This is a genomic window from Nitratireductor sp. PBL-C9 (assembly GCF_050877045.1).
In the GTDB taxonomy this organism is placed as follows: Bacteria; Pseudomonadota; Alphaproteobacteria; order Rhizobiales; family Rhizobiaceae; genus Nitratireductor; species Nitratireductor aquimarinus.
Map to the genome: position 1 here is coordinate 305,954 of NZ_JBPAXW010000007.1, position 20,855 is coordinate 326,808.

General features: G+C 61.6%; 23 protein-coding genes. 14 read left to right on the plus strand and 9 right to left on the minus strand.

Going from position 1 to position 20,855, the window contains the following annotated elements; genetic code table 11:
* The first annotated feature begins 82 nt into the window (after window positions 1-82).
* Both ACRTG1_RS16565 and ACRTG1_RS16570 read left to right on the plus strand, forming a co-directional pair.
* On the plus strand, window positions 83-298 hold the full coding sequence (locus ACRTG1_RS16565) for a DUF2842 domain-containing protein (RefSeq protein WP_113154922.1): 216 nt from the start codon (window positions 83-85) through the stop codon (window positions 296-298).
* Between the two features lie 78 nt (window positions 299-376).
* The gene (locus ACRTG1_RS16570) at window positions 377-1,564 is read left to right on the plus strand and encodes a GNAT family N-acetyltransferase (RefSeq protein WP_432516609.1); all 1,188 of its coding nucleotides are present in this window, start codon (window positions 377-379) and stop codon (window positions 1,562-1,564) included.
* A 57-nt stretch (window positions 1,565-1,621) separates the two neighbouring features.
* Here the strand turns inward: ACRTG1_RS16570 and ACRTG1_RS16575 are convergent, their stop codons facing one another.
* Window positions 1,622-3,778 carry a GumC family protein gene (locus ACRTG1_RS16575; protein ID WP_432516610.1) on the minus strand — a complete coding sequence of 719 codons (2,157 nt, stop codon included), beginning with the start codon at window positions 3,776-3,778 and terminating at the stop codon, window positions 1,622-1,624.
* Between the two features lie 210 nt (window positions 3,779-3,988).
* Here ACRTG1_RS16575 and ACRTG1_RS16580 point away from each other — a divergent pair, with 210 nt between their 5' ends.
* From ACRTG1_RS16580 to ACRTG1_RS16595, 4 genes are all read left to right on the plus strand, one after another.
* Complete coding sequence (locus ACRTG1_RS16580) at window positions 3,989-4,552, plus strand: polysaccharide biosynthesis/export family protein (protein WP_432516611.1); 564 nt, start codon at window positions 3,989-3,991, stop codon at window positions 4,550-4,552.
* A complete protein-coding gene (locus ACRTG1_RS16585; protein ID WP_432516612.1) occupies window positions 4,530-5,726 on the plus strand; it encodes a glycosyltransferase family 4 protein in 1,197 nt (398 codons plus the stop codon). The genes ACRTG1_RS16580 and ACRTG1_RS16585 overlap by 23 nt, the downstream gene beginning before the upstream one ends.
* A gap of 101 nt (window positions 5,727-5,827) precedes the next feature.
* Window positions 5,828-7,360, plus strand: a complete 1,533-nt coding sequence (locus tag ACRTG1_RS16590; protein WP_432516614.1) for an undecaprenyl-phosphate glucose phosphotransferase — start codon at window positions 5,828-5,830, stop codon at window positions 7,358-7,360.
* Window positions 7,357-8,634, plus strand: a complete 1,278-nt coding sequence (locus ACRTG1_RS16595) for an O-antigen ligase family protein (RefSeq protein ID WP_432516616.1) — start codon at window positions 7,357-7,359, stop codon at window positions 8,632-8,634. The genes ACRTG1_RS16590 and ACRTG1_RS16595 overlap by 4 nt, the downstream gene beginning before the upstream one ends.
* Here ACRTG1_RS16595 and ACRTG1_RS16600 read toward each other — a convergent pair.
* From ACRTG1_RS16600 to ACRTG1_RS16615, 4 genes are all read right to left on the minus strand, one after another.
* Window positions 8,607-9,857 carry an efflux RND transporter periplasmic adaptor subunit gene (locus tag ACRTG1_RS16600; protein ID WP_432516617.1) on the minus strand — a complete coding sequence of 417 codons (1,251 nt, stop codon included), beginning with the start codon at window positions 9,855-9,857 and terminating at the stop codon, window positions 8,607-8,609. The two genes, ACRTG1_RS16595 and ACRTG1_RS16600, sit on opposite strands and share 28 nt — an antisense overlap.
* On the minus strand, window positions 9,854-12,217 hold the full coding sequence (locus tag ACRTG1_RS16605) for an ABC transporter permease (RefSeq protein WP_432516619.1): 2,364 nt from the start codon (window positions 12,215-12,217) through the stop codon (window positions 9,854-9,856). Before ACRTG1_RS16605 ends, ACRTG1_RS16600 begins: the two co-directional genes overlap by 4 nt.
* Window positions 12,217-12,942, minus strand: coding sequence for an ABC transporter ATP-binding protein (locus ACRTG1_RS16610; RefSeq protein WP_113156254.1), 726 nt, complete (start codon window positions 12,940-12,942; stop codon window positions 12,217-12,219). The genes ACRTG1_RS16605 and ACRTG1_RS16610 overlap by 1 nt, the downstream gene beginning before the upstream one ends.
* 105 nt (window positions 12,943-13,047) lie before the next feature.
* Window positions 13,048-13,665, minus strand: a complete 618-nt coding sequence (locus ACRTG1_RS16615) for a L,D-transpeptidase (protein ID WP_113154917.1) — start codon at window positions 13,663-13,665, stop codon at window positions 13,048-13,050.
* Window positions 13,666-14,202: 537 nt separating this feature from the next.
* Here ACRTG1_RS16615 and ACRTG1_RS16620 point away from each other — a divergent pair.
* Complete coding sequence (locus tag ACRTG1_RS16620; protein WP_206549061.1) at window positions 14,203-14,574, plus strand: thermonuclease family protein; 372 nt, start codon at window positions 14,203-14,205, stop codon at window positions 14,572-14,574.
* Window positions 14,575-14,676: 102 nt separating this feature from the next.
* The gene (locus tag ACRTG1_RS16625; RefSeq protein ID WP_432516621.1) at window positions 14,677-15,117 is read left to right on the plus strand and encodes a YybH family protein; all 441 of its coding nucleotides are present in this window, start codon (window positions 14,677-14,679) and stop codon (window positions 15,115-15,117) included.
* 99 nt (window positions 15,118-15,216) lie between these two features.
* Here the strand turns inward: ACRTG1_RS16625 and ACRTG1_RS16630 are convergent, their stop codons facing one another.
* Window positions 15,217-15,561: a hypothetical protein gene (locus ACRTG1_RS16630; protein ID WP_432516623.1), complete on the minus strand. Its 345-nt coding sequence runs from the start codon at window positions 15,559-15,561 to the stop codon at window positions 15,217-15,219.
* Between the two features lie 123 nt (window positions 15,562-15,684).
* On the opposite strand from ACRTG1_RS16630, the gene ACRTG1_RS16635 reads away from it, so the two are divergent.
* The 6 genes from ACRTG1_RS16635 to ACRTG1_RS16660 all read left to right on the plus strand — a co-directional run bounded on the left by ACRTG1_RS16635 (window position 15,685) and on the right by ACRTG1_RS16660 (window position 18,387).
* Window positions 15,685-16,041 (plus strand): hypothetical protein, encoded by a 357-nt coding sequence (locus ACRTG1_RS16635; protein WP_432516624.1) that lies wholly within the window; start codon window positions 15,685-15,687, stop codon window positions 16,039-16,041.
* Window positions 16,026-16,223, plus strand: coding sequence for a hypothetical protein (locus ACRTG1_RS16640; RefSeq protein ID WP_432516626.1), 198 nt, complete (start codon window positions 16,026-16,028; stop codon window positions 16,221-16,223). Before ACRTG1_RS16635 ends, ACRTG1_RS16640 begins: the two co-directional genes overlap by 16 nt.
* 43 nt (window positions 16,224-16,266) lie before the next feature.
* On the plus strand, window positions 16,267-16,533 hold the full coding sequence (locus tag ACRTG1_RS16645; protein ID WP_432516627.1) for a hypothetical protein: 267 nt from the start codon (window positions 16,267-16,269) through the stop codon (window positions 16,531-16,533).
* Between the two features lie 9 nt (window positions 16,534-16,542).
* Entirely contained in the window at window positions 16,543-17,199 is a 657-nt protein-coding gene (locus ACRTG1_RS16650) for an SOS response-associated peptidase (protein ID WP_432516629.1), read from the plus strand.
* 162 nt (window positions 17,200-17,361) lie between these two features.
* A complete protein-coding gene (locus tag ACRTG1_RS16655) occupies window positions 17,362-17,673 on the plus strand; it encodes a hypothetical protein (protein WP_432516630.1) in 312 nt (103 codons plus the stop codon).
* Between the two features lie 3 nt (window positions 17,674-17,676).
* Window positions 17,677-18,387, plus strand: a complete 711-nt coding sequence (locus ACRTG1_RS16660; RefSeq protein ID WP_432516631.1) for a hypothetical protein — start codon at window positions 17,677-17,679, stop codon at window positions 18,385-18,387.
* A gap of 28 nt (window positions 18,388-18,415) precedes the next feature.
* Here ACRTG1_RS16660 and ACRTG1_RS16665 read toward each other — a convergent pair whose 3' ends face one another.
* The 3 genes from ACRTG1_RS16665 to ACRTG1_RS16675 form a co-directional block, all read right to left on the minus strand.
* Window positions 18,416-18,757 (minus strand): DUF1515 family protein, encoded by a 342-nt coding sequence (locus ACRTG1_RS16665; protein ID WP_432516632.1) that lies wholly within the window; start codon window positions 18,755-18,757, stop codon window positions 18,416-18,418.
* Window positions 18,758-18,916: 159 nt separating this feature from the next.
* Window positions 18,917-19,186 (minus strand): hypothetical protein, encoded by a 270-nt coding sequence (locus ACRTG1_RS16670; protein ID WP_432516633.1) that lies wholly within the window; start codon window positions 19,184-19,186, stop codon window positions 18,917-18,919.
* A complete protein-coding gene (locus ACRTG1_RS16675; protein ID WP_432516635.1) occupies window positions 19,183-19,986 on the minus strand; it encodes a hypothetical protein in 804 nt (267 codons plus the stop codon). The genes ACRTG1_RS16670 and ACRTG1_RS16675 overlap by 4 nt, the downstream gene beginning before the upstream one ends.
* Window positions 19,987-20,855 lie beyond the last annotated feature (869 nt).

Genomic DNA, 20,855 nt, shown 5'->3' on the forward strand with positions numbered 1-20,855 from the left:
GCGACAAGCCGTCGCGCAGGTGAATGCCTGCGATTGCATCGCGGGGCGGCTCACTCTATGAAGCGGCGGAAAGGTCTTCCCAATGCCCGTACGCCTGCGAAAATTCATCGGTATGGTCGCCCTCGTGGCGCTGGTCGTGGTTTACGCCATCCTGTCGACGGCAATCGCCGTGGCGCAGCTGGCCGATGCCGGTCCGCTGATGCACCTTGCCTATTATTTCCTGACCGGCCTTCTGTGGATCATTCCCGCCATGTTCATCATCCGCTGGATGATCGGGCGACCGCAGAACGACGCCTGATCCGTCGATCTTTCTTTCACCTTTTGCGGTTACACAGGATCAAAGCCGCCCGTGCGGCGGTCCTTTTGATCGCGATGGATGATGACGGTTTCCAACCAGCCTGAACGGACACCGAGCGCCACGGCAAGCCCCGCTGCGGGGCTGACAGTCGAATTGCGCCCGGCCGATAGCGCGGCGCTGGCTCTCTATCGCGAGGACAGTGCTGCCTCCTGCTTCATGCCGGCGCAGAGCCCTGAATGGGTTTCCGCCTGGGCCAGGCACAGTGTTCACGAGACGCTGATCGTTCGGCTTTCAGACAGTGAAGGCCATCTTCTGAGCCTTCCGCTGGAGCTGGCTGCGCAGGGGCGCTTTCGCGTGGCGCGCTTCATCGGCGACCGGCATGCCAATGGCAATTTTCCGCTGACCGACCGGCGGGCGGATGACCGCATCGGTTCTGCCCAGCTGCGGGACCTCCTCAACCACATCCATGACCAGAGGCCGGACATCGATCTTCTGAGCCTGGAGCGTCAGCTCCATGCCTGCGATGGCGTGGCCAATCCACTTCTTTTCTGGCCGCACAGCGAAAGCCCCAATCTGTCGCTTGCGGTCGATCTGGAGGGTGGATTCGACGCGGCGCTTTTGCGCGCCAGCGGCAAGCGGAAACGCAAGCAGCACCGCTCGCAGGCGCGCAAGCTTGAAGCCGCCGGCGGCTTTGAACGGCGCATGGCGAAAACACCGGATGAGGCGGATACGATGCTGGAGGCCTTCTTCGCCATGAAGGCGGAGCGCTTTGCACAGATGGGCATCCAGAACGTGTTTGCGCCAGCGCCGGTGCAGGCTGCGTTTCACACGCTGTTTGGCGAGGCAACGGCAAGCGAACATCCGAAATTCGTGCTTCACGGGCTGGAGGTTGCCGGCAGGCTTCGCGCCGTGACCGGCTCCAGCCTCACCGATGATCGCATCATCTGCGAATTCAGCTCGATCTCGGACGACGAGCTGACGGAGATCAGCCCCGGGCGTTTCCTGTTTTTCGAGAACATTCAGGAAGCCTGCGAACAGGGTCTGAAGGTCTATGACTTCAGCGTCGGCGACGAATATTACAAGCGCCTGTGGTGTGATCTGGAGACCGTACATTTCGACAGCTTTGTTCCGCTGACGGTCAAAGGGCGGGCAATGGCCCTGACACGCAGCGCCATTGCGGGCGGAAAACGCATCGTCATCAACGACCCGCGCCTCTGGGCCATGGCCAAGGGCGTTCGCAAACGGCTTTCGGCGCTGAGACGCTAGGGTATTTTTCCGTCAGGTGGAGCCTCCCGATGGCCACACAAATGCGGAAGAACAGGATCAGGCGGCGTCGCGTCCGGGCGGTGCGGGCGGTTTGGAACCGCCAGTCGGCGAAACGAGGATGGGCGTTGCGATGCCGCTCTCGCGCAGTTCCTCGGCCGTTTCTGCGGCCAGTTCACCGGCTTCCGGATCAATCATGCTGACAAGAACCTGCGTATCGGACGACATGAGACGTCCAATCCCCTGCGCATCGACAGGACCGCACTCGATGATGACCACATCATAGGCAGCCGACAGCGATTCGATGATGATGGGCAGCCGGTCGGCGGCGCGCATGGCGCGCTGCGGGTCCGCCGTGCCAACGGGGATGATGTGGCACTCGGAGAACAGGTCCGTGTGGATCACATCGGCAAAGTTTGCCTCGGACGCCAGAAGATTGGTGATGCCGGCATAGGCAACGCTTTCCAGCATGGGAAGCGATGCGGCACCCGATGAAGTGAGGTCGAGCAGCAGGACCCGCATGCCGGAATCAGCCACATCCCGCGCGACCAGAACCGAAGCGGCAGCCGCCTCATCCCCTTCCGGCGAAATGAACAGCGCCCGGGTAACACCCCCGGTGACGAGCCGCTCGGAGGCCTGCTCCACATCGATGCCGCCATAGCGGGCCGTCCGCGATACGGGCTTCGGAAAAGGAAGGTCTGCGACCTCGGGCGTCGGCAGGACCGGCTCCGAAGGCCGTTCCGGGGCCGGAACCGCATCAAGCGCAGGCTCGGCCCGCCGCATGGGAACGGCCGCTGGAAGCGGCGCGGGCGCCACAGCCGACGGGCGCATGGCGCGCCCGGAGAACAGTTCCTGCAGAAGCGTGATCACGGCCATGATCAGCAGAGAAGCGACAAAGGCCGCCGCCGTGATCGGCACGATTTTTGGGAAATAGGGCTCGCTCGGCGTGATGGCGCGGGAGAAGATGCGCACATCGGCGGGGAGATAATTGCGGTCGCTGCGCGAGGCAGCCTCGCGGTAGCGGGTCAGATAGGATTCCAGCAATTCGCGCTGTGCGGCGGCTTCGCGCTCCAGGGCGCGCAGTTCCACCTGCTCTTCTTCGGCGCGCGCCGAGGCGACCTTGAGGCGGTTGAGTTCGGCCTGCAGCTCCTCCTCGCGGCGCTCCGCGCGGGCGGCCTCGGCTTCGAGCCCCGCGAGCACCTTGGTGGCCTCATTGCGGATCTGGACATCGAGATCGCTTAACTGCGAGCGCAGGGCGCGGATGCGTGGATGGTTTCCAAGAAGCGTGGTCGACAGATCGGCGATCTGCGCGTTCAATTCCACCTGCCGCTCGCGCAGCCGCTGGATGAGTGGCGACGCCAGAACCTCCGGCATGCTCTCGACGGCCACACCGCTTTCAAGGGCGCTGCGCACGGATGCCGCCTGCGCGGCTGCGGCCGAACGGTTGGCGCGGGTGCGCGAAAGCTCGCTGGAGAGTTCCGAAAGCTGCTGCGTGGCCAGCACGGTGTTGTTCTGCCCAAGCAGGAGATCCGACTGGGCGCGGTATTCCGCGACCCGCGCCTCGGCCTGTTTCACGCGCTCGCGCAGGTCCTCGATTTCCGGCTCAAGCCACTGGGTCGCACTGGTGTTGGACTGAAGCTTGGCGTCGCTCTGCATGGCGACATAGGCGTTGGCCACCGCATTGGGCACCTCTGCGGCAAGCTGCGGGTCTTCCGAGGAGAACTCGATCACGATGACGCGCGAATTCTCGACGCGATAGACCGTCAGCCGTTCACGAAAAGCCCGCAGCACCTTTTCTTCGTCGGTGCCCTCGACCGGCGCGCTCTTGAGACCGACCATGACGAGGATGCGCGAGACAAGCGAGCCCCCGCTGCCGGAGAACTCCTTGCGGTTTGCAAGGTTGAGATCGCGCGCCACCGTGTCGAGGATTTCCGTCGAGGTGATCAGCTCGACCTGGCTGGTGACCCCTTCCCCGTCAAGAATCGGACGGTCGCCATCGCCCACGCCCTGCGGACGGGTGTAGATTGATTCGCGCGTCTCGATCAGAAGCCTTGTCTGCGCGCGGTATTGCGGGGTGGCCATATAGGCAAGCGCGAACACCAGTCCCGTAATAATGAGAGAAGCAAACAGAATGCGCGGCCATTTGCGCCGGACAGCGGCAAAAAGCCGGCCCAGGTCGACATCCACGTCACCATGCGCGATCTGATCGCTGTTCATGCGGTCTGCTCCCAAATTGGTCCGCGCCAAGGTAAACGCGCATAGTAACCAGCGGGTTAAAGCTTCACGCACACCGCTAGACGGTTACGGTATGCGCGCTATGAGGGTATAAGAGCGCGCTTTACCCGACATTAACCCTAATGGATGGATAAAACGGCCATGGGACCTGTGTTTGCGGGTCAAGATGACGCCAGAGGTTTGCAGTCCGTCATGAAGAATAAAGCCAAATTCTTGCCAGTGCTGGCAGCGTTCGTTGTCGCTTCAGGCTGTTCGGGCTATCGCCCGGCGCCGGCGGCGTTTCACGAAGCGCTCTATCAGCCCTATGTGCTGGATGCAGGCGACACGCTGCGCATCACCGTCTTCGACCAGGACAACCTCAGCAACACCTATAATGTCGACCAGTCCGGTTACATCGCGTTTCCGCTGGTGGGATCGGTGCCGGCGCGCGGCAAGACCTCCAAACAGGTCGAGCAGTCCATCGCCAGCATGCTCCGCCAAGGATATCTGCGCGATCCCGACGTGACCGTCGAGGTCGACCGCTACCGCCCGGTGTTCATCATGGGCGAAGTGGGCGCACCGGGTCAGTATTCCTATGTGCCGGGCATGACCGTACAGAAGGCCGTTGCGGCGGCCGGCGGTTTCAGCCCGCGCGCCAATCAGGGCAATGTGGACATCACCCGCGACATCAATGGCAAGGTTCTGACCGGTCGCGTGGTCACCACGGACCCGCTGCTTCCCGGTGACACCGTCTATGTCCGTGAACGCCTGTTCTGAGGCATCTCCCCCGCAAACGCCCCTGCCGGCTGAAGCTGGTGGTGGGAAGCTGCGCATCGTTCACTGTTTTCGTTCGCCGGTCGGCGGCATCTTCCGCCATGTGCGCGACCTGTGCGACGCGCAGCGCGCGGCGGGGCATGATGTCGGCATCATCTGCGATTCCACCACTGGCGGCGACTATGAGGCAAGCCTGATCGCCGCGCTGGAGCCCAGCCTCTCTCTCGGTGTGCGCCGCACGCCCATGCAGCGCCATATCGGGATCGGCGATCTGACAGCTGCACGGCGCGCCTATCACGTGGTGCGCGAAATGCGGCCCGATGTTCTTCACGGCCATGGCGCAAAAGGCGGCGTCTATGCGCGTGTGTTCGGCACGATGATGCGCATGGCGGGACAGCGGCCCGCGCGCATCTACTCGCCCCATGGCGGTAGCCTGCACTATGCGGCGGAGACGGCGACGGGGCGCGTGTTCTTCGCCATCGAGCGCCTGATGGACCGCTTCACCGATCACATCCTGTTCGTTTCGGACTACGAAAAACGCACCTTCGAGCAGAAGGTGGGGAAGCCCCGCGCACCGTTCTCGCTTGTTTACAACGGACTGACGCCGGCCGAGTTTGAGCCTGTCCGGACAGTCGGGGATGCGGCGGACTTTCTCTATATCGGCATGATGCGCGACCTGAAGGGACCGGATCTCTTCATCGACGCACTGGCGCTTACCCGCGACCTGCTCGGACGCGACCTTACGGCCGTCATGGTCGGAGACGGGGCCGGTCTTGAAGGGTACAGGCGTCAGGCCGACGAGCTCGGCTTCGGGGAGCGCATTCGCTTTCTCCCGGCCATGCCCGCGCGCGAGGCCTTCGGGCTGGCGCGGATCATGGTGGTGCCATCACGCGCCGAAGCCATGCCCTATATCGTTCTGGAAGCGCTGGCCGCCGGGCGCACGCTCATCGCCACCGCCGTGGGCGGCATTCCGGAGGTCTTCGGAGAGGCGTCCCCTGCCCTCACCGAGCCCGACGCCAGCGCCATTGCCGGGACCATGCAGCGCGCCCTTGATAACGAGCGCGCCTTTCACGCCCTCATGCCGCCGCCTGAAGAACTGCGCGCCCGTTTCGGCGCGAATGTGATGGCGAAGGCCATTGAAACGGTCTACCGGACGAGCCTGCCAATAACTCGTTAAGCACAACCGGAAAATATTCCCAGCCAGTACTTTCATGAAAGGGAATCTTACGCCCCGCAAAATATGCTGCGCGCATAAAAAGCAGGGGGCGTATTCCGTTCATGAACCAGGTAGACCCGAAGCGGATCTATGCATCGAAGGCGAGACAGACGGGAATCCTGAAGGCCGGTAGCGAGCAGACCAAGCTCAATCCGATCGCCTGGCAGGTCGCGCAGCAATACAAGCGCGAAACCATGTCCCCTGTCATGGTGCTCGGTGTCATGCGGCTGGTTGAGCTGTCCATGCTCCTCCTCACCGGCATCGCGCTCTACTTCGCCTATGTCGGTTTTTCCGCACCGCTTTTCTGGCACTACATGACCGTTGTCGGCGGCGGCTCGGTTCTGGCCATCGTCATCTACCAGTTCACCGGCTGCTACGACATGCGCGCGCTGCGCAATCCGTCGGGCTCCATGGGGCGCATATTCGTTGCCTGGATGGCCACATTCGCCGCACTGGCGTTGACCGGCTTCTTCCTGAAAATTTCTGACAGTTTCTCGCGCTTCTGGCTCGGCGCATGGTTCGTGTGCGGCTTCGGTGCGCTGCTCATGCTGCGCATCACCGCCTCGCAGCTCCTGCGCCGCTGGGCGCGCAACGGCACCATCGAGCGCCGTGCGGTGATCGTCGGCGGCGGCGCCAATGCCGAAGACCTGATCCGCTCCATCGAGCAGCAGCCCTATAACGACATCCGCATCTGTGGCCTGTTCGACGACCGCGACGACCTGCGCTCACCGCCCGTGGTCGCCGGTTATCCAAAACTCGGCACCATCACGGAACTGGTGGAGTTCACCCGCATCGCGCGCATCGACATGCTGATCGTCGCCCTGCCGATCTCGGCGGAGAAGCGCGTTCTCTCGCTTCTGTCGAAGCTCTGGGTCCTGCCGGTCGACATTCGCCTCTCGGCCCATGCCAACCATCTGCGTTTTCGTCCGCGCGCCTATTCCTATATCGGCTCGGTGCCGATGCTCGATATCTTCGACCGCCCGATCAATGACTGGGACTCGGTCGCCAAACGCGGTTTTGATATCGTCTTCAGCCTGATCGGCATTGTGCTTTTCTCACCGATCATGGTGGCCACCGCCATCGCCATCAAGCTCGACAGCAAGGGCCCGGTTCTGTTCAGACAGAAACGGCACGGCTTCAACAATGAGGCCATCGAGGTTCTGAAATTCCGCTCCATGTATGTGGACAAGTGCGACCCGACGGCGAAGGCCGCGGTGACGAAAAACGACCCGCGCGTCACCCGCGTCGGTCGCTTCATCCGCAAGGCCTCCATCGACGAGTTGCCGCAGTTCTTCAACGCGCTTTTTGGTTCGCTTTCGCTGGTCGGACCGCGCCCGCATGCCGTGGCTGCACAGGCCCACAACCGCCTCTATGAAGAGGTGGTGGACGGCTACTTTGCCCGTCACAAGGTGAAACCGGGCGTGACCGGCTGGGCGCAGATCAATGGCTGGCGCGGCGAAATCGACACGGATGAAAAGATCCGCAAGCGCACCGAATACGACCTCTATTACATCGAAAACTGGTCGCTCTGGTTCGACCTCAAGATCCTGCTTTTGACGCCGATCCGGCTTCTCGACACGGAAAACGCATATTGAGCCTGCTCGCCTATGATAGCGCGCCGCCGGTTCTGCCCCGTGCGGCGGTCGACGCAAAACTGGTTTCGCTTCTGAAACTGGCTGCCATCGGCTTTGGCGTTTTTCTGTCCGGCTTCGTCATCCGCGAGCCTGCGCCCTATGAGCTCTACATGGTGGGGCTCATCGCCATCTGGGCGCTGGCGGGCCTGAAGATTTCACGCCGCATCGCACCGCTTCTGGCGCTTCTGATCGCCTTCAACATTGGCGGCCTCATCTCCATGTCGCAGCTGGCGAGCCTTGGAACGATCCCGCTCTATATCGCGGTCTCGCTCTTCCTCGCGCTGACATCGGTGTTCTTCGCAGCCGTCGTGGAGGACGATCCGGACCTGCTCGCCGTCGTGTTCCGCGCCTGGGTGGCGGCGGCCTCCGCCACCGCCCTGTTCGGCATTCTGGGCTATTTCCACGCCTTTCCGGGCGCGGAGATGTTCACCAAGTTCGAACGCGCCGCCGGTGTCTTCGAAGACCCGAACGTGTTTGGCCCGTTTCTGACCCTGCCAGCGGTCTATCTGCTCTATCTGGTGCTGACCGCACGCCCGGTTACGGCGTTTCTGTGCGTTCCGCTGTTTCTGATCGTCGCCGGCGGCATTTTCTTCTCCTTCTCGCGCGGCGCGTGGGGCCTGCTCATCATGACCTGCGGGCTTCTGGTGCTGACGGTGTTCCTCAATGCCGACACGGCCGCCGCGCGGCTGCGCATCGCGGTCACCGCGTTTCTGGCGCTTGTGGGCATCGCGCTGGTGCTGTTGCTCGCACTCCAGATACCGGCCGTTTCGGAGCTTTTCTTCCAGCGCGCGCAGCTTGTGCAGGATTATGACGGCGCGCGTCTTGGCCGGTTTGCGCGTTTCGGCATCGGCTTTGGCTGGGCGACCGAGCACCCGCTCGGCATCGGGCCGTTGCAGTTCGGGCAGATTCTCGGCGAAGACACGCACAATATCTGGCTGAAAGCGCTGCTCGATTATTCGTGGCTCGGCTTCGCAGCCTATCTGACGCTGATCCTGTGGACGCTGGCGGCGGGCTTTCGCATTCTCTTCCGCCGCCGCCCATGGCAGCCCTACCTGATCTGCGTCTATATCGTGTTCGTCGGCCATGTGGCGCTCGGCACGGTGATCGACACGGATCACTGGCGGCACTTCTATCTGCTTCTCGGGCTCCTGTGGGGCATGATCGCGCTGGAGCAGAGGCACATGGCGCAGCGCTTCGGCTTTGCCCGCTACGCCCCTTCCATGTCCTGCCCCTGACCCTCATCCGGATTGCGCGGCTCAAGGCGCGTTCCGGTCTCGATGGCCGATCCGGGATAGGCGACGACGCGCTCTCCGGCGCTGAGGCCTGAAAGGATCTGCGCCCATTCGCCGGTCATCCTGCCCACATCCACCTGCCGGAGCGCTGCACGGCCCTCCTCTTCGACGAACAGCGCCCATTCGCCGGCACTGCGGAAGAGTGCGCTCTGCGGCACCTGCAGCACGTCCTCTTCCTCCCATGTGACGAGGTTGACGAAGACGCGATACTGGTCGCCCAGCCCTTTGCGCTCCTCAAGCGGCGTCAGCACATCGAGCACCAGCGGAACACGCTGTTCCTCGATGCCGAGCGCGGAAACACGGGTGAAGGCGGAGGGCTCTACCTGCCGCACTTCCGCTTCAAGAACGCCCTCGCCACCCCAGCGGTCGATGAAGGCGCTTGTGCCGCGCACGACGCCAACGGCATCGCTGGAGAGGAGGTCGACCCTGATTTCCAGATCTGCCGGATCTCCCACCGTCACCAGGGGGCTGCCCGCCTGCACCAGACGCGCATTCAGATCCGCCACATTGAGCACGACGCCCGAGCGTGGCGCTTTGAGCTCGGTGCAGCACTGGGCTGGCGGCGCATCGACAATCGGAACCTCCGGCCCTGAGAGCTGCGCCTCCATGCGCTGCTGCGTCGCGCGCTTCAGTTCCAGATCGGCCTGCGCCGCATCGCGGAGGGCCTTTGCAGAGGCCACGGCCTGCTGCGCGTCGAGAAGCGTGGTTGCGGGCAGCGTTCCACGCTCGGAGAGCTTCCTGTAACGCTCCACCTCTGCCTCCAGATGGGACAGTTCGGTTTCCGCACGTACGAGATTGGCCTCGGCCACATGGATGGCCGCCTGCGCCTCGGCGACGGCGGCCTCCGCCAGGCGGCGCGCACGCGCATCGAGAAACGCCGGTTCGGCGGGCTCGATCAGCGCGACGACGGTCTCACGGGCGACAACCTCGTCACCGACCTGAACCGGTGAGCGCATGACATTGCCGGTCACCGGCGCGGTCACCGTCCATGTTTCGCGTATTCGGGCGATGCCCTCGGCCGAAACGATGACCTGCATCGGCGCGCGACGGGCGGCGACGAGGTCCACCAGCACGGGCGCCGGCAGGAGCGCCCAGACCAGGGCGGCGATGAGGGCGATGCCGACAAGGGCGGCGGTCGCCATGCGGAGATGCCTTGTGTGGGTCATTCTTTCTGCTTCAACGCGCTAACGATATCGATACGATCAAGCCGCCGCCGCACCAGAAGCGCGGAGGTCAGGGCCGTGAAAATGACAATCAGGGCGGCAGCCGCAAAGGTGCGCTGCGTGACGACAAGCGGGATGCTCACCACCTCGGTCGAGAAGCCTTGCGCCATCAGGGCGCACAATGCGTAGCCACCCAGCCAGCCCGCGGGGATGGCGATGAGCGTCAGGAGCATCTGTTCCGCCACCAGAACATAGCCGACCTCGCCGCGCCTGAAACCCAGAACCCTGAGCGAGGCAAGCTCATGCGCCCGTTCGGCAAGCTGGATACGCGCCGCATTATAGACGACGCCGATGGTGATCAGCATGCCCAGGGCCGCGAAGATGATTGTCATCGTGACGAGGCTCTCATTGAGCGTGGTCTCGAACTCCTTCTGCACATTCGTCCACAGGGTGAACCCGGCAATGGCCGGCGTTTCCTGCACCCTGGCCTCCAGCTCGGTCAGGGCATTCCGGTCGATGGCCAGATGGATCATATTGACCTGCGGGGCCTGTCTGGCGAGCCGGAAGAAGGCGTCGCGGTCGATAAAGGCGTCCTGCCCGAGGCTTTGGCGAATCACCGCCGACACCGGGATGTCCCACGTCTCGCGCGGCGGGCTCAGCACTTCGACCCTGAGCGGATCGCCCGCGCCCACATCGAGCCAGTCGGCCAGTCCCTCCGCCAGCACGATGCCGGAGCTCGGCATGGCGACGGTTTCGCCTTTTTCGTCCAGAAGCACGGCCAGCCGCGCCTCAGGCGGCCGCCCCTGAAGACTGACCAGCCGGGAGCGGGTTCCGTTGATGAGACGGACAGGCACGGCGAAAATGCCTTCGGCGGAGATCACGCCCGGCAGCGCCAGCGCATCCTGCTCGGCGCGGGCGTTCACCGCGCTTGTCAGGGTCAGCGTGGCGTCCTGCCGGTTCGCATGTTCGAAGATCTCCAACATGATGATGTCGATGGCGTCGAAGGTGAAAAAGGAGGCGACCAGAACGGCAACGGAACCACTGACGCCGAACAGCGTGACCGCCGCCCTGCCCGGCCAGCGCACGATGGAGCGCAGGATCATCATCGTGGTCTGGCGAAGCCGAAGCGCCAGGCTGACGCCATCGAGCCAGCCGCGCTGGAACACCGGTGGCGCGGGCGGCTGCATCGCCACGGTGGGCGCAAGCCGCACGGTGGACAGGACCGCCCTGAGCGCGCCCAGAACGACACAGCCAATGCCCAGAACGCCGGAGATCACGAGCGAGCCTGCACCGGGCCGATAGATGAGCCAGGGAAACCGGAAGAAGTCGGCATAGATCTTCGTCAGCTCATGTCCCAGCCACCAGCCGGACAGCCAGCCGATGGCGACGCCGGCAATGCCGATGCCGATGGTCATTTTCAGATAATGCACCGCGATGGCGCGGGTCGAATATCCGACCGCCTTGAAGAGGCCAATCTGGGCCCGGTCGAGCGCGACGAGGCGGCCAAGCACCATGTTGACCAGAAAGGCCGAGACAATCAGGAAGATCGGCGGCAGCACCGTGGCCATGGCCCCGAGCTGTTTCAGTTCTCCATCGATGAAGACATTGGACGCCTGTCGGTCGCGTCCGAACGCGCCGGTGCCGCCATAGGGAGCGAGAATGCGGTCAATGGCGGCGATGACCGGTCTTTCATCGGCCCCGCGCGACAGGGTGAGCGACAGATCGTTGAATGCGCCTTCGAGATCGGTGGCGGCGGCAGCCGCGCTTTCCCCCATCCAGATCAGACCAAAGTGCCGGTCGTCGGGCATCATCGCCCCTGCCCCGATCGTGTAGATATATTCCGGTGACAGGACGAGGCCGGTTACGACAAGCTCCTTGAGACGCCCGTTGAGCACGGCGCGAAAGCGATCGCCCGGCTCCAGCCCGTTGGCCTGTGCGAAAGGCTCGGAAATGGCCACTTCGCCGGCGTGTCCCGGTTCGGGCAACCGGCCCTGCCGCACTTCGGGAACATTGAGGATGGCGCGGCCCGTCTGTGGCAGGGAAATGACACGCGCGGAGGCCGGCTCCGTCATGCCCTCCAGATTGACCATGGCGGTAAACACCACGCGCCCCTCCACGCGGGCCACGCCATCGATCCGGGCAATATCGTCAAGCAGGCTGCGCGGGGCGCGGGTAAGGCTGGCAAACACATCGGCGAAGCGGTTGCGTTCGTAGTAGGCTTCGCGCGTTTCCGACAGCGAACGCTGCGTTCCGCTCGACAGGATCAGCACCATGACGCCGCAGGCAAGCACGAGCGCGATGGCGAGCGACTGGATCCAGATGTGCCGCAGATCGCGAACGAGTTTCAGGTCGAGCGCGCGCATCACCAGCTCACCTCGGCCGGCGCGAGGCGGTCGGCGTTTTCCTCCGCCCGGGCGATCTCTCCATCCGCCATGTAGATCACGCGGTCAGCGATCCGGCGAATGGCGACATTGTGGGTGATCAGGGCCGTTGTCGTGCCGAGCGTGCGGTTGACCTCGACAATCGCCTCAAGAACGGTGACGCCGGTTTTGCTGTCGAGCGCGCCGGTCGGTTCGTCGCACAGAAGAATGTCCGGACGCTTGGCGATGGCCCTGGCGATTGCGACGCGCTGCTGCTCGCCACCGGAAAGCTCGGCTGGAAAATGATCCATCCGCGAGGCAAGCCCCACCCGGTCGAGCGCTTCCTCGGGCGTCATCGCGTCTTCCGCAATCTCGGTGACGAGCGCGACATTCTCGCGGGCCGTGAGGCTTGGCACCAGATTGTAGAACTGGAAGACGAAACCCACATGCCGGCGGCGAAATTCCGTCAGCCCGGCATCGGACAGGGCCGACAATTCGCGGCCGCGATAGAACAACCGCCCGTCAGTGGGCAGGTCCAGACCACCAAGAATATTGAGAAGGGTCGACTTGCCGGATCCCGAAGCGCCCAGAAGAGCAACGATTTCCCGCTCGTAAAGGGCAAGATCAACGCCCTTGAGCGCGTCAACAGCGACCGTGCCGCTGCGATACACCTTGGTGATACCGACGGCTTTGAGTACTTCCACCCGAGATGACTGCGTTTCGCTCATCATGCCCACCCGACCTTACGGGAGGGTGCGTCGGTTGGGACCGATCGTCAACTGCCTGAGTTGAGGCAGGACGGGCGCGCTGAAGCGAACGCGCCCAAAAATCCTCTAGGCCTGAATGACCACGACTTTTGCGCCGGGCGTCACGCGCTCGTAAAGATCGATCACGTCATGATTGGTCATGCGGATGCAGCCGCTGGAGACCGCGCCGCCAATGGTCGACGGCTGGTTGGTGCCATGGATGCGGAACATCGTGTCGCGGCCGCCACGATAGAGATAGATCGCGCGCGCGCCCAGGGGATTGTTCGGTCCGCCTGGAACGCCGCCGGCATATTTCCGGTAGCGCGGCGTGTTGCGCATCATGTTGGCGGTCGGCGTCCAGCTCGGCCACTCCGCCTTGCGGCCAACGGTGGCGTTGCCACGAAGGGCAAGCCCCTGCTTGCCCACGCCAACGCCGTAGCGCATCGCGCGGCCATTGCCGAGGACGTAATAGAGGCGGCGCTCCGGTGTGTTCACAACGATTGTGCCAGCCGGGTAATCACCATCGAAAGCCACTTCCCTGCGGCGCAGCTCGGGATCGAATTTGGACAAGGGAAGTGCAGCAACGGGAAACTGCTCATCGCGAATGGACGCGTAGTTCAAGGCGTCGGATCGGATCGTTGTGGTGGAGCAGCCCGCGACAAAAAGCGGAAGCCCCATAAGAAAACTGCGGCGGGAGATCGACATCGACACCTCGAAACTGAATGACGGCAACGAGCAACTAGTAAACAGTTATGGTTAATGAATTACTGCCACGGTCATTCGGCCCTTGTGAGAAACGCCTTGCATGCGGAATTGGCCGCGAAAGCGTGTACGCGTGAGCCCGATGGGGGATTCGCCTCAGGAATGGCTCTGGTCATTTTTTTGGAAAGAGAAGAAACGCGCGATGCGTCCTGGCAGACTGGCTGGTAGCGAAGCCAAAAATGCGAAGGAAAAATGGTCGGAGCGGCGGGATTCGAACCCACGACCCCTTGACCCCCAGACTTGGCGGCGAAGCGATTTTCCTCGTGACTTCAACGCCTTACTGTGGAGCAGTTTACATCAGCCACCACCTAGCCCCCATCAAAACTAAGGGGTTCCGCCGTCAAGTGTAAACTGAAACGCGCCATCTAGTAGTGCTTTGCAGGCATACAGGCGACGTGGAGGGCTGAGCCAAATTACGCTCTCGCCCCATTGAAGAGGGAGCCCCGACTTGCTCACATGCGGTGTGTTTTGGAGCTCTGAATGATCGCTTTCGCCGCCACCCTCATTTCCTGCCTGTCCCTGTCTGCCGTCGATGGAGACACCATTAAGTGCAACGGGCAGAACATGCGCATCATGGGACCGGGCGCGCCGTTCAAGTCCGGGATCGACACTCCAGAGATCCGCAACGCGAAATGCCCGCAGGAGAAGCTGCTGGGCAAGCAGGCCAAACTACGGCTTGCCGAGCTTCTGCGAGAGGACGTGAAGATCGAGGACAGCGGCGAGCGTGACCGGTGGAAGCGCCCACTTGTGTGGGTGCGGATGCCAAACGGGAAGACTGCGGGGGAAATCCTCATGGCGGATGGCTATGCCGTTCGCTGGAAGCCAGGGTACAGGTCAGCATGGTGCGAGTAGAAAACGCGCTCGCTGAGCTTCGAGACGGCGTGTCTGGCCGCCCCATTCGCGGGAAAATACGCCACAGATAAGCTTCGACTGAAGGACCGAGGAGAAAGACAAGTGAGTGACCTTCGAAGCAACCCCGATGCTACCGCAATCGAAACAACCTTGCGGACTTTGCTGGCAGCGTTTCAGGAGCGCGATGCAAGCATCTTACGTGAGGTTTATGTCGAGGACGCAGATTGGACCAACGCTTTTGGCACCGCTCTTTCCGGGCGTGATCGCATAATCGACTATCTTACCGGCTTGTTTGCTGATCCAAATTTTTCGGCCGGGAAGATGCTGGGCCAACCGGATATCAATATCCGTTCCATCGGCAGTGATGTGGTCGTCGCCAAGACGCAGGTCAAAGTTGAGGGACAACAAACCGTGGACGGAGAAGCTCTTCCGACCCGCCACAATCATTCGCTCAAAGTCCTGCATCGTCAAGCGAGCGGTCGTTGGCTCATTGTTTCCGAGATCTACATGGATGCGCGCACTGAGGCCACTTATTTGGACTAAGGGGAGTTAAGCGACATCTTCGAGCAAATAGAAAAAGCCCCGCCGGCCGAGAACGTCGGCGGGGCTCTTTTTTGCACCTAAACGCCGCCTGCCTGCCCTTCATCCGCGTGAATGAGGCGACTCGGCAGGCACTCTGTCCCAAAACCGCTTCCGATCCCCCTTCCCCCTGTCGCGCTTCGGATCGAATGGAATGCCGTCAAACGCGGATGCGAAGCGCTCCGCGTCCTCCTTCTCGGCAAAGCAGAAGATGATGAAGTAGCCGCCTCTCGGCTCGGCCCACTGCGCATAGACGGATTGCGTCCGGCGATGGATTGACAGGCCTTTGCAGAAGCCGTGAACGACATCGTAGTTGGCTCCCATTACCCGATCCTCCGGCAGCGCCACCTGGTGCGGATGCGCGCGATCAACCTGAGCCCCGGTTGGCTCTCCTTTGCGACGTGACATCGTCTGCTCCTTCTCAATTTCACCCGTCACGTCGCCGCATGCGCAACGTGAACAAATGTGGAACAAACTCTAGACTCGTCAAGGGCGATTGGATTACGATCTGCGCTTCTGATGGAGAAAAGAATGACCACCTACACCGTCTTCAACTTGGAAGATGACGACGGGCTCGAGGACGAATCGGGCCTGTCCATAGAGCAAGCCGTGGAGCGCCTTATCGAGCGCTCCGGCTGCACCTATCGCTTTGAGCGCATCGATGGCGTCATGCAGATCTGCGTGGAGCCGTGGCGCTGGTTTGGAAAGCCTGATGGCCTCTCCTCGCTTCTGCCGGACGACGAGGCAGCCAAGCAGGAAATCCTTGAGCGCTTTGCCACCGGCAAGGCCGATCTGCCCTCCACCTGGTGCATCGGTCCAGATGAGAAACACGCCGCCGAGGTGAGAAAGAATAACGTTCTGGGAGATGGTGCATGGACCGTGCAGTGAAACCACAGACGGAACCCGATCCCTATGAGCCAGCGGCCGAGGCGATCATAGAGGCCTGCGGCGGCGATCCTCGCGAGGCAGTCATCGCGCTCTTGGGCGAGCGGGATTACCTCGCCGGGCGCGTGGAAGCGCTGGAGCGATCTGTCAGTTGGGGATTTGTGCGCGCTGGGGCGGCGCGCTGATGAAGGAAACAACGGTGCGGCACATGTTTTGCGGAGCCGCCAGATGCGCCAGTTCAAACCACTCCACCTGTCCGAGGTCGTTTTCTTCACACGCGACGGCCAAATCCGGCTGAAGGACATTCAGCCCTACTATGTGCTGGGCGCGATCTGCCGGCATTGCAAATCGATATCCGAGCTGGATCGCCGCGCGCTCGAGCGGCGCTACGGTCGGGACGTAACAGCGATCGATCTGGAGCAGCGCCTGCGCTGCAGGAGTTGCCAAAACGCCCGCGGCAATACCATCATGGTCATAAATCAATGGCCGAGGTGATCCCGACCAATGTGCAATCTCTACAATATGACGACGACGCGCCAGGCGATCCGCGACTTCATCAAGACGACGCGGGAATACGCTTTCAACGAGCCATCTCTGCAGGTCTATCCGAACCGCTATGCGCCGATCATTCGCGTGGGAGAGGATGGCGAGCGGGAGATGGTGCGCGCCCGGTGGGGCATGCCGACGCCGCCAATGTTCATCAAGGGAAAGCACGACAGCGGCGTCACCAACATCCGCAACACCTCATCCGCCCACTGGCGCAAATGGCTTTCACCGGAAAGCCGCTGCCTTGTGCCGGTCACGAGTTTTGCAGAGCCCGACCCTGCCAGCAGGAAGGAAGGCGACAAGCGCACGCCGAACACATGGTTCGCGCTGAATGAGGATCGGCCCCTGTTCGTCTTCGCCGGCCTATGGACGCAATGGCACGGCAAGCGCATGGCGCGCGAGGAGCCAGAAGACCATGAGGTCTATGGCTTCCTGACCACCGAGCCCAACAGCGTTGTCGAGCCCGTTCACAAGAAGGCGATGCCGGCCATCCTCACCAATGAGGACGAAATGACCGCGTGGCTCAGCGAGCCGTGGGAGGAAGCGAAGAAGCTTCAACGTCCCCTGCCCGACGACAAGCTTATGATCGTCGACCCGCCGGGCGTGCCGGAATGATCGTCCCGCCGCGCCGCAATGAAATTTCTCGAACCGCGCTGCTGCGGCAGTTAACCAAAGAAGCATAACAGGTTTCACTGAAGTATCAGACCTTGTAACCCAAACTTTGCAAAGCTAGAAGATACACTCAGTCTCGGCTGCAGATACGGGGGAGAAGACATCATGCCTGCTGACGAATCCAAAAATGGCCATGAATTTACGCGCTTAGACGCGCCAGCATATTATGCCTCAACAGTAGAAATAATTTGGGCAGGGAATGATTGCACCATCGTTGCAAGCCGCCCCCACCCTAGAATTAGAATTGTTGACGGAAAGCAGGAAGGTACCGTCTCCGCCGAACCGCAGGTAGTACTCCAATTCAGCCCTCAAACAGCAAAAGACCTTCTTAAACTGCTCCAGAGAGGCATTGAAAACTACGAGGAACGGCTCGGTACAATTACGACTGAATACACGACCGAAAAAGCAGCAGAATAAAAAATGCCGGGCGCCTCGGGTTATCCATCCCCTTGGATACAAGGGACAGACTTGCAGAGCATCGTGGAAAATTCATCACAATTGGAGGGGGGAGTCCCCGAATTCGCCTCAAATCGGGACCCCGATAAAGAGGCGCGCTTCACCAATTGGAACGGAATTTTTAACTTCGCCGTTCTTCGTCCCCCGAAAGAGCCTCATTTCAGGGGTTTGATAGAAAAAATAGAGTTATCATCTAATCAAGGCACGCGGAGCAGAACCACCGCCCAAAAAGGAAAGGTAGGCGAGTTCGTGAGCGAGACCGACGCAAAAATTGAAGCTGCTGAAGCCCGAACAGACACCAAGTTTGCTCAGGTAATGGGTGAGCTACGCGTTATGTCCGAGCGAATGGATCACATAGATCAGAGTTTGAGCCAGACGCATGACGCAGTGTCGTCGATTAAATCTACGGTAATTGTGACTGCGATAACCACGGTTCTAGCTATTGGCGCGTTGTTTTACACCGCTCTGCAGTACGGAAACTCAATGTTCTCCGTTGGGCTTGAGACGCAATCCATATCCGAACGGTCGGCTCAGGATGCGATCAGAAAAGCGCAACCGGAAATCGACTATCTGAACAAACGAATTGATCAGATCGACGTGCGATTGATAGGCATTCTTGACGCAATTCAGAAAACGACACGAGATCAGAACGGCCAGAGCGAGAAACCTAATTGAACTCATCGGCAGTCGAAGTTTGTATTCGCTATGGCGGCGGCCGCCCTGTCAGCCAGCTGTAGACACCGACCAGCCAGCCGGCGAACCCAACAATGCCGATGCCTAGGCGGATCAACCAACGGCCCGCAGTGCCCGCGCCCTGGGCCTGCGACCTGAGCCTGACGACATCATCGGTTACAGATTGCATCTGATCGACCTTGGCCTTTGTCGTCTCCGCCTCACCTTCGAGGTGTGACAGTCGGTTGCTGACTTCATCCAACCGGCGATGTACCACGGCGCGGCTGTCATCCGCGCGCATCAAGCGGTCATCGATGCCCTTCAGCTCCCCAAGGATTTGACCAAGGGTCCGCTCAACACTCGCTTCTGACATTCGTCCTGCCCATCAACTGGATGTGATCACTGCCCGCAGCGGTATTTCTGATACCGGCCACGATGCTGCGCGATGGCGACGGCGGTCACGCGGTCATTCGCCACCAGGTAAGAGTTTGTGGCCGGCGCCGGGTTGATCGGCACCAGCACGTCGCAGGGCTCAGTGATCGCCGCCGTCTGGCAGCTCGCAGCCGCCAAGAAGGGCACACAGGCCAGTGTCGTCAGCGCCAAGCGCTTCCTCATCGATCTTCCTTCCATCTTTCAGGATTGTGATGCGGTCGGATTGAAGCCGCTGCAGAACCGACGCAGCGCCGCGCTGGTGCCCGTAAAGGTAAATCCCACCAGCGATGGCGGAGACAGCCAGAACCGCAGCCAGAGCCTTCCCCAGCGGCGAGAGCAGGGCTTTGAAGATGGGACCGAACCAGGTCACGCCCTGCCCTCCATTTCGGCTTTCATCGAGCGATACACCTTCGCGATGTCGCGCCGCCGCTTGATCGCATAGACTGCGAACCCCGCCACGATCAGAACGATGGCAAGCTGAACCCGCCAGTCATCGAAGACGGCCAGCACCGGGACGATGATCGAGGTGATAGCCCACTGCCAGACCGTCTTGGATTTGGTCAGCGGCTTGTCGAGGTATTCGGGGTCTTCGAGCACCGGCTTCTCGACCACGGGCAATTCATTCCGGGCGGCGGCGAGAACCTGATCCAGCACCGCCTCGACCTTCTCAGGCAAGACCAGTGCCTTGTTCAGACTGTCGCCAGCGAAATAGCTCTGCCCGCGCCGGATATGCCGGTGCGCCCCGCGCGTGTCCGCCAGAACAGGGAATGATGCCCACTCACCCGAAAGCCGGCGACCGAACTCGGTGCGGCCGATCTCGCCATTGATGAACTGGTGATAACCGCGCCGGATCAGAAGGTGATAGGCGAGCCGGTCCTGAAGGTCGCTGTCAAACACCTGAGACCCGCGCAGGCCAAGTTCCTCCTTGAGCCCCATCAGCGTCTTGCGGATGAACTGCGGCGCGCCGGCGGCCGAGGAACCATGATGACGCGACCAGGTGCGCTGTGCGGCAATCACTTCGTCAACGGTCATGCGCGTGAGCGGCTTCGGCAAGCGATCTTGGCGATGCCCGTAGATCACTTCATAGCATTCAGGCGGCGTGCGGCTCGTTTCCGTCTCGTAGACGAACGCAAGCAGCAGCGCCGCACCTGCAGGCACGGTGCGGTCCATTGGATTTCCCTCTTCGGATATCAGTGATAGATTGGAGTTACCCTACCCGGGGTCGGCTACCTGTCGGCGAAACCTCGGACCGGTTGACGCCTGCTGGCAGGTAGTCACTACGCCTCTGCCGGCGACGACCTCCACCCATTCGAGCTGGCAGAGGCTTTTCTTTGTTGGGCATCGCCCTATTTATTCTTGTGCTGGCGGGATATCCGCTCATCCCCTGACCGGAGACAGCACGACCTACCCTCGCAAGTCCCCGCCAGCACCCGAGCAACTTCGGTCCATGTCGTAGCTCTGACCGTAGATGCTCGTTCCCACCGCGCCATTACGCCGCGACGACGCCAGCAGTGCTTCACGACGACAAGAGTCATTGATAACCAAGCTCGGACCTCTACGAGGTCACCGCCGCTCCCTGCAGGCAAGCGCTTCCCAACGTCGGCCTGCAGGGGGATTTCCACATTTGGGTGATTGAATTACGCTATCCGTGCTGGCGGGCGCTTAGAACGCCCCACGTTCGGAGCGAAAAGCCTTCCCCAATCCGAGGTTTGCCCGCCAGCACCGCCGATGGGCCGCGGAAGTTTACCAACCAGCAACGATTTGAGCTGAGACTGGCTTCGCCAGCGCGCGTAATGTTCGGGCATAAAGCCCACCCGCTTAACCCAACAAGCCCCGCGCGCTGGCATGTTCTTCCCGAAGCGATCTTGCCGCCTACCGCCACGGAAACCACTCGTTCAGACTTCGCCGGTAGATTGGTTCAGCTGGCGGGTCGAAGAATCTGGGGCTCTTCTGAGAGATAGGCGGGGGCTTAAACCTATCCACCTGCCAGCGCCTTTCACACCTTTCTAAAGGTATGCTAAAGCACCATTCAATCGATC

Bases quoted from the DNA above. Each gene is read 5' to 3' on its own strand.
- ACRTG1_RS16565 (WP_113154922.1), top strand. From the start codon at position 83: ATGCCCGTACGCCTGCGAAAATTCATCGGTATGGTCGCCCTCGTGGCG.
- ACRTG1_RS16570 (WP_432516609.1), top strand. From the start codon at position 377: ATGATGACGGTTTCCAACCAGCCTGAACGGACACCGAGCGCCACGGCA.
- ACRTG1_RS16575 (WP_432516610.1), bottom strand. From the start codon at position 3,778: ATGAACAGCGATCAGATCGCGCATGGTGACGTGGATGTCGACCTGGGC.
- ACRTG1_RS16580 (WP_432516611.1), top strand. From the start codon at position 3,989: ATGAAGAATAAAGCCAAATTCTTGCCAGTGCTGGCAGCGTTCGTTGTC.
- ACRTG1_RS16585 (WP_432516612.1), top strand. From the start codon at position 4,530: ATGTCCGTGAACGCCTGTTCTGAGGCATCTCCCCCGCAAACGCCCCTG.
- ACRTG1_RS16590 (WP_432516614.1), top strand. From the start codon at position 5,828: ATGAACCAGGTAGACCCGAAGCGGATCTATGCATCGAAGGCGAGACAG.
- ACRTG1_RS16600 (WP_432516617.1), bottom strand. From the start codon at position 9,857: ATGACCCACACAAGGCATCTCCGCATGGCGACCGCCGCCCTTGTCGGC.
- ACRTG1_RS16605 (WP_432516619.1), bottom strand. From the start codon at position 12,217: ATGCGCGCGCTCGACCTGAAACTCGTTCGCGATCTGCGGCACATCTGG.
- ACRTG1_RS16610 (WP_113156254.1), bottom strand. From the start codon at position 12,942: ATGAGCGAAACGCAGTCATCTCGGGTGGAAGTACTCAAAGCCGTCGGT.
- ACRTG1_RS16615 (WP_113154917.1), bottom strand. From the start codon at position 13,665: ATGTCGATCTCCCGCCGCAGTTTTCTTATGGGGCTTCCGCTTTTTGTC.
- ACRTG1_RS16620 (WP_206549061.1), top strand. From the start codon at position 14,203: ATGATCGCTTTCGCCGCCACCCTCATTTCCTGCCTGTCCCTGTCTGCC.
- ACRTG1_RS16630 (WP_432516623.1), bottom strand. From the start codon at position 15,561: ATGTCACGTCGCAAAGGAGAGCCAACCGGGGCTCAGGTTGATCGCGCG.
- ACRTG1_RS16635 (WP_432516624.1), top strand. From the start codon at position 15,685: ATGACCACCTACACCGTCTTCAACTTGGAAGATGACGACGGGCTCGAG.
- ACRTG1_RS16640 (WP_432516626.1), top strand. From the start codon at position 16,026: ATGGACCGTGCAGTGAAACCACAGACGGAACCCGATCCCTATGAGCCA.
- ACRTG1_RS16645 (WP_432516627.1), top strand. From the start codon at position 16,267: ATGCGCCAGTTCAAACCACTCCACCTGTCCGAGGTCGTTTTCTTCACA.
- ACRTG1_RS16650 (WP_432516629.1), top strand. From the start codon at position 16,543: ATGTGCAATCTCTACAATATGACGACGACGCGCCAGGCGATCCGCGAC.
- ACRTG1_RS16655 (WP_432516630.1), top strand. From the start codon at position 17,362: ATGCCTGCTGACGAATCCAAAAATGGCCATGAATTTACGCGCTTAGAC.
- ACRTG1_RS16660 (WP_432516631.1), top strand. From the start codon at position 17,677: ATGCCGGGCGCCTCGGGTTATCCATCCCCTTGGATACAAGGGACAGAC.
- ACRTG1_RS16665 (WP_432516632.1), bottom strand. From the start codon at position 18,757: ATGTCAGAAGCGAGTGTTGAGCGGACCCTTGGTCAAATCCTTGGGGAG.
- ACRTG1_RS16675 (WP_432516635.1), bottom strand. From the start codon at position 19,986: ATGGACCGCACCGTGCCTGCAGGTGCGGCGCTGCTGCTTGCGTTCGTC.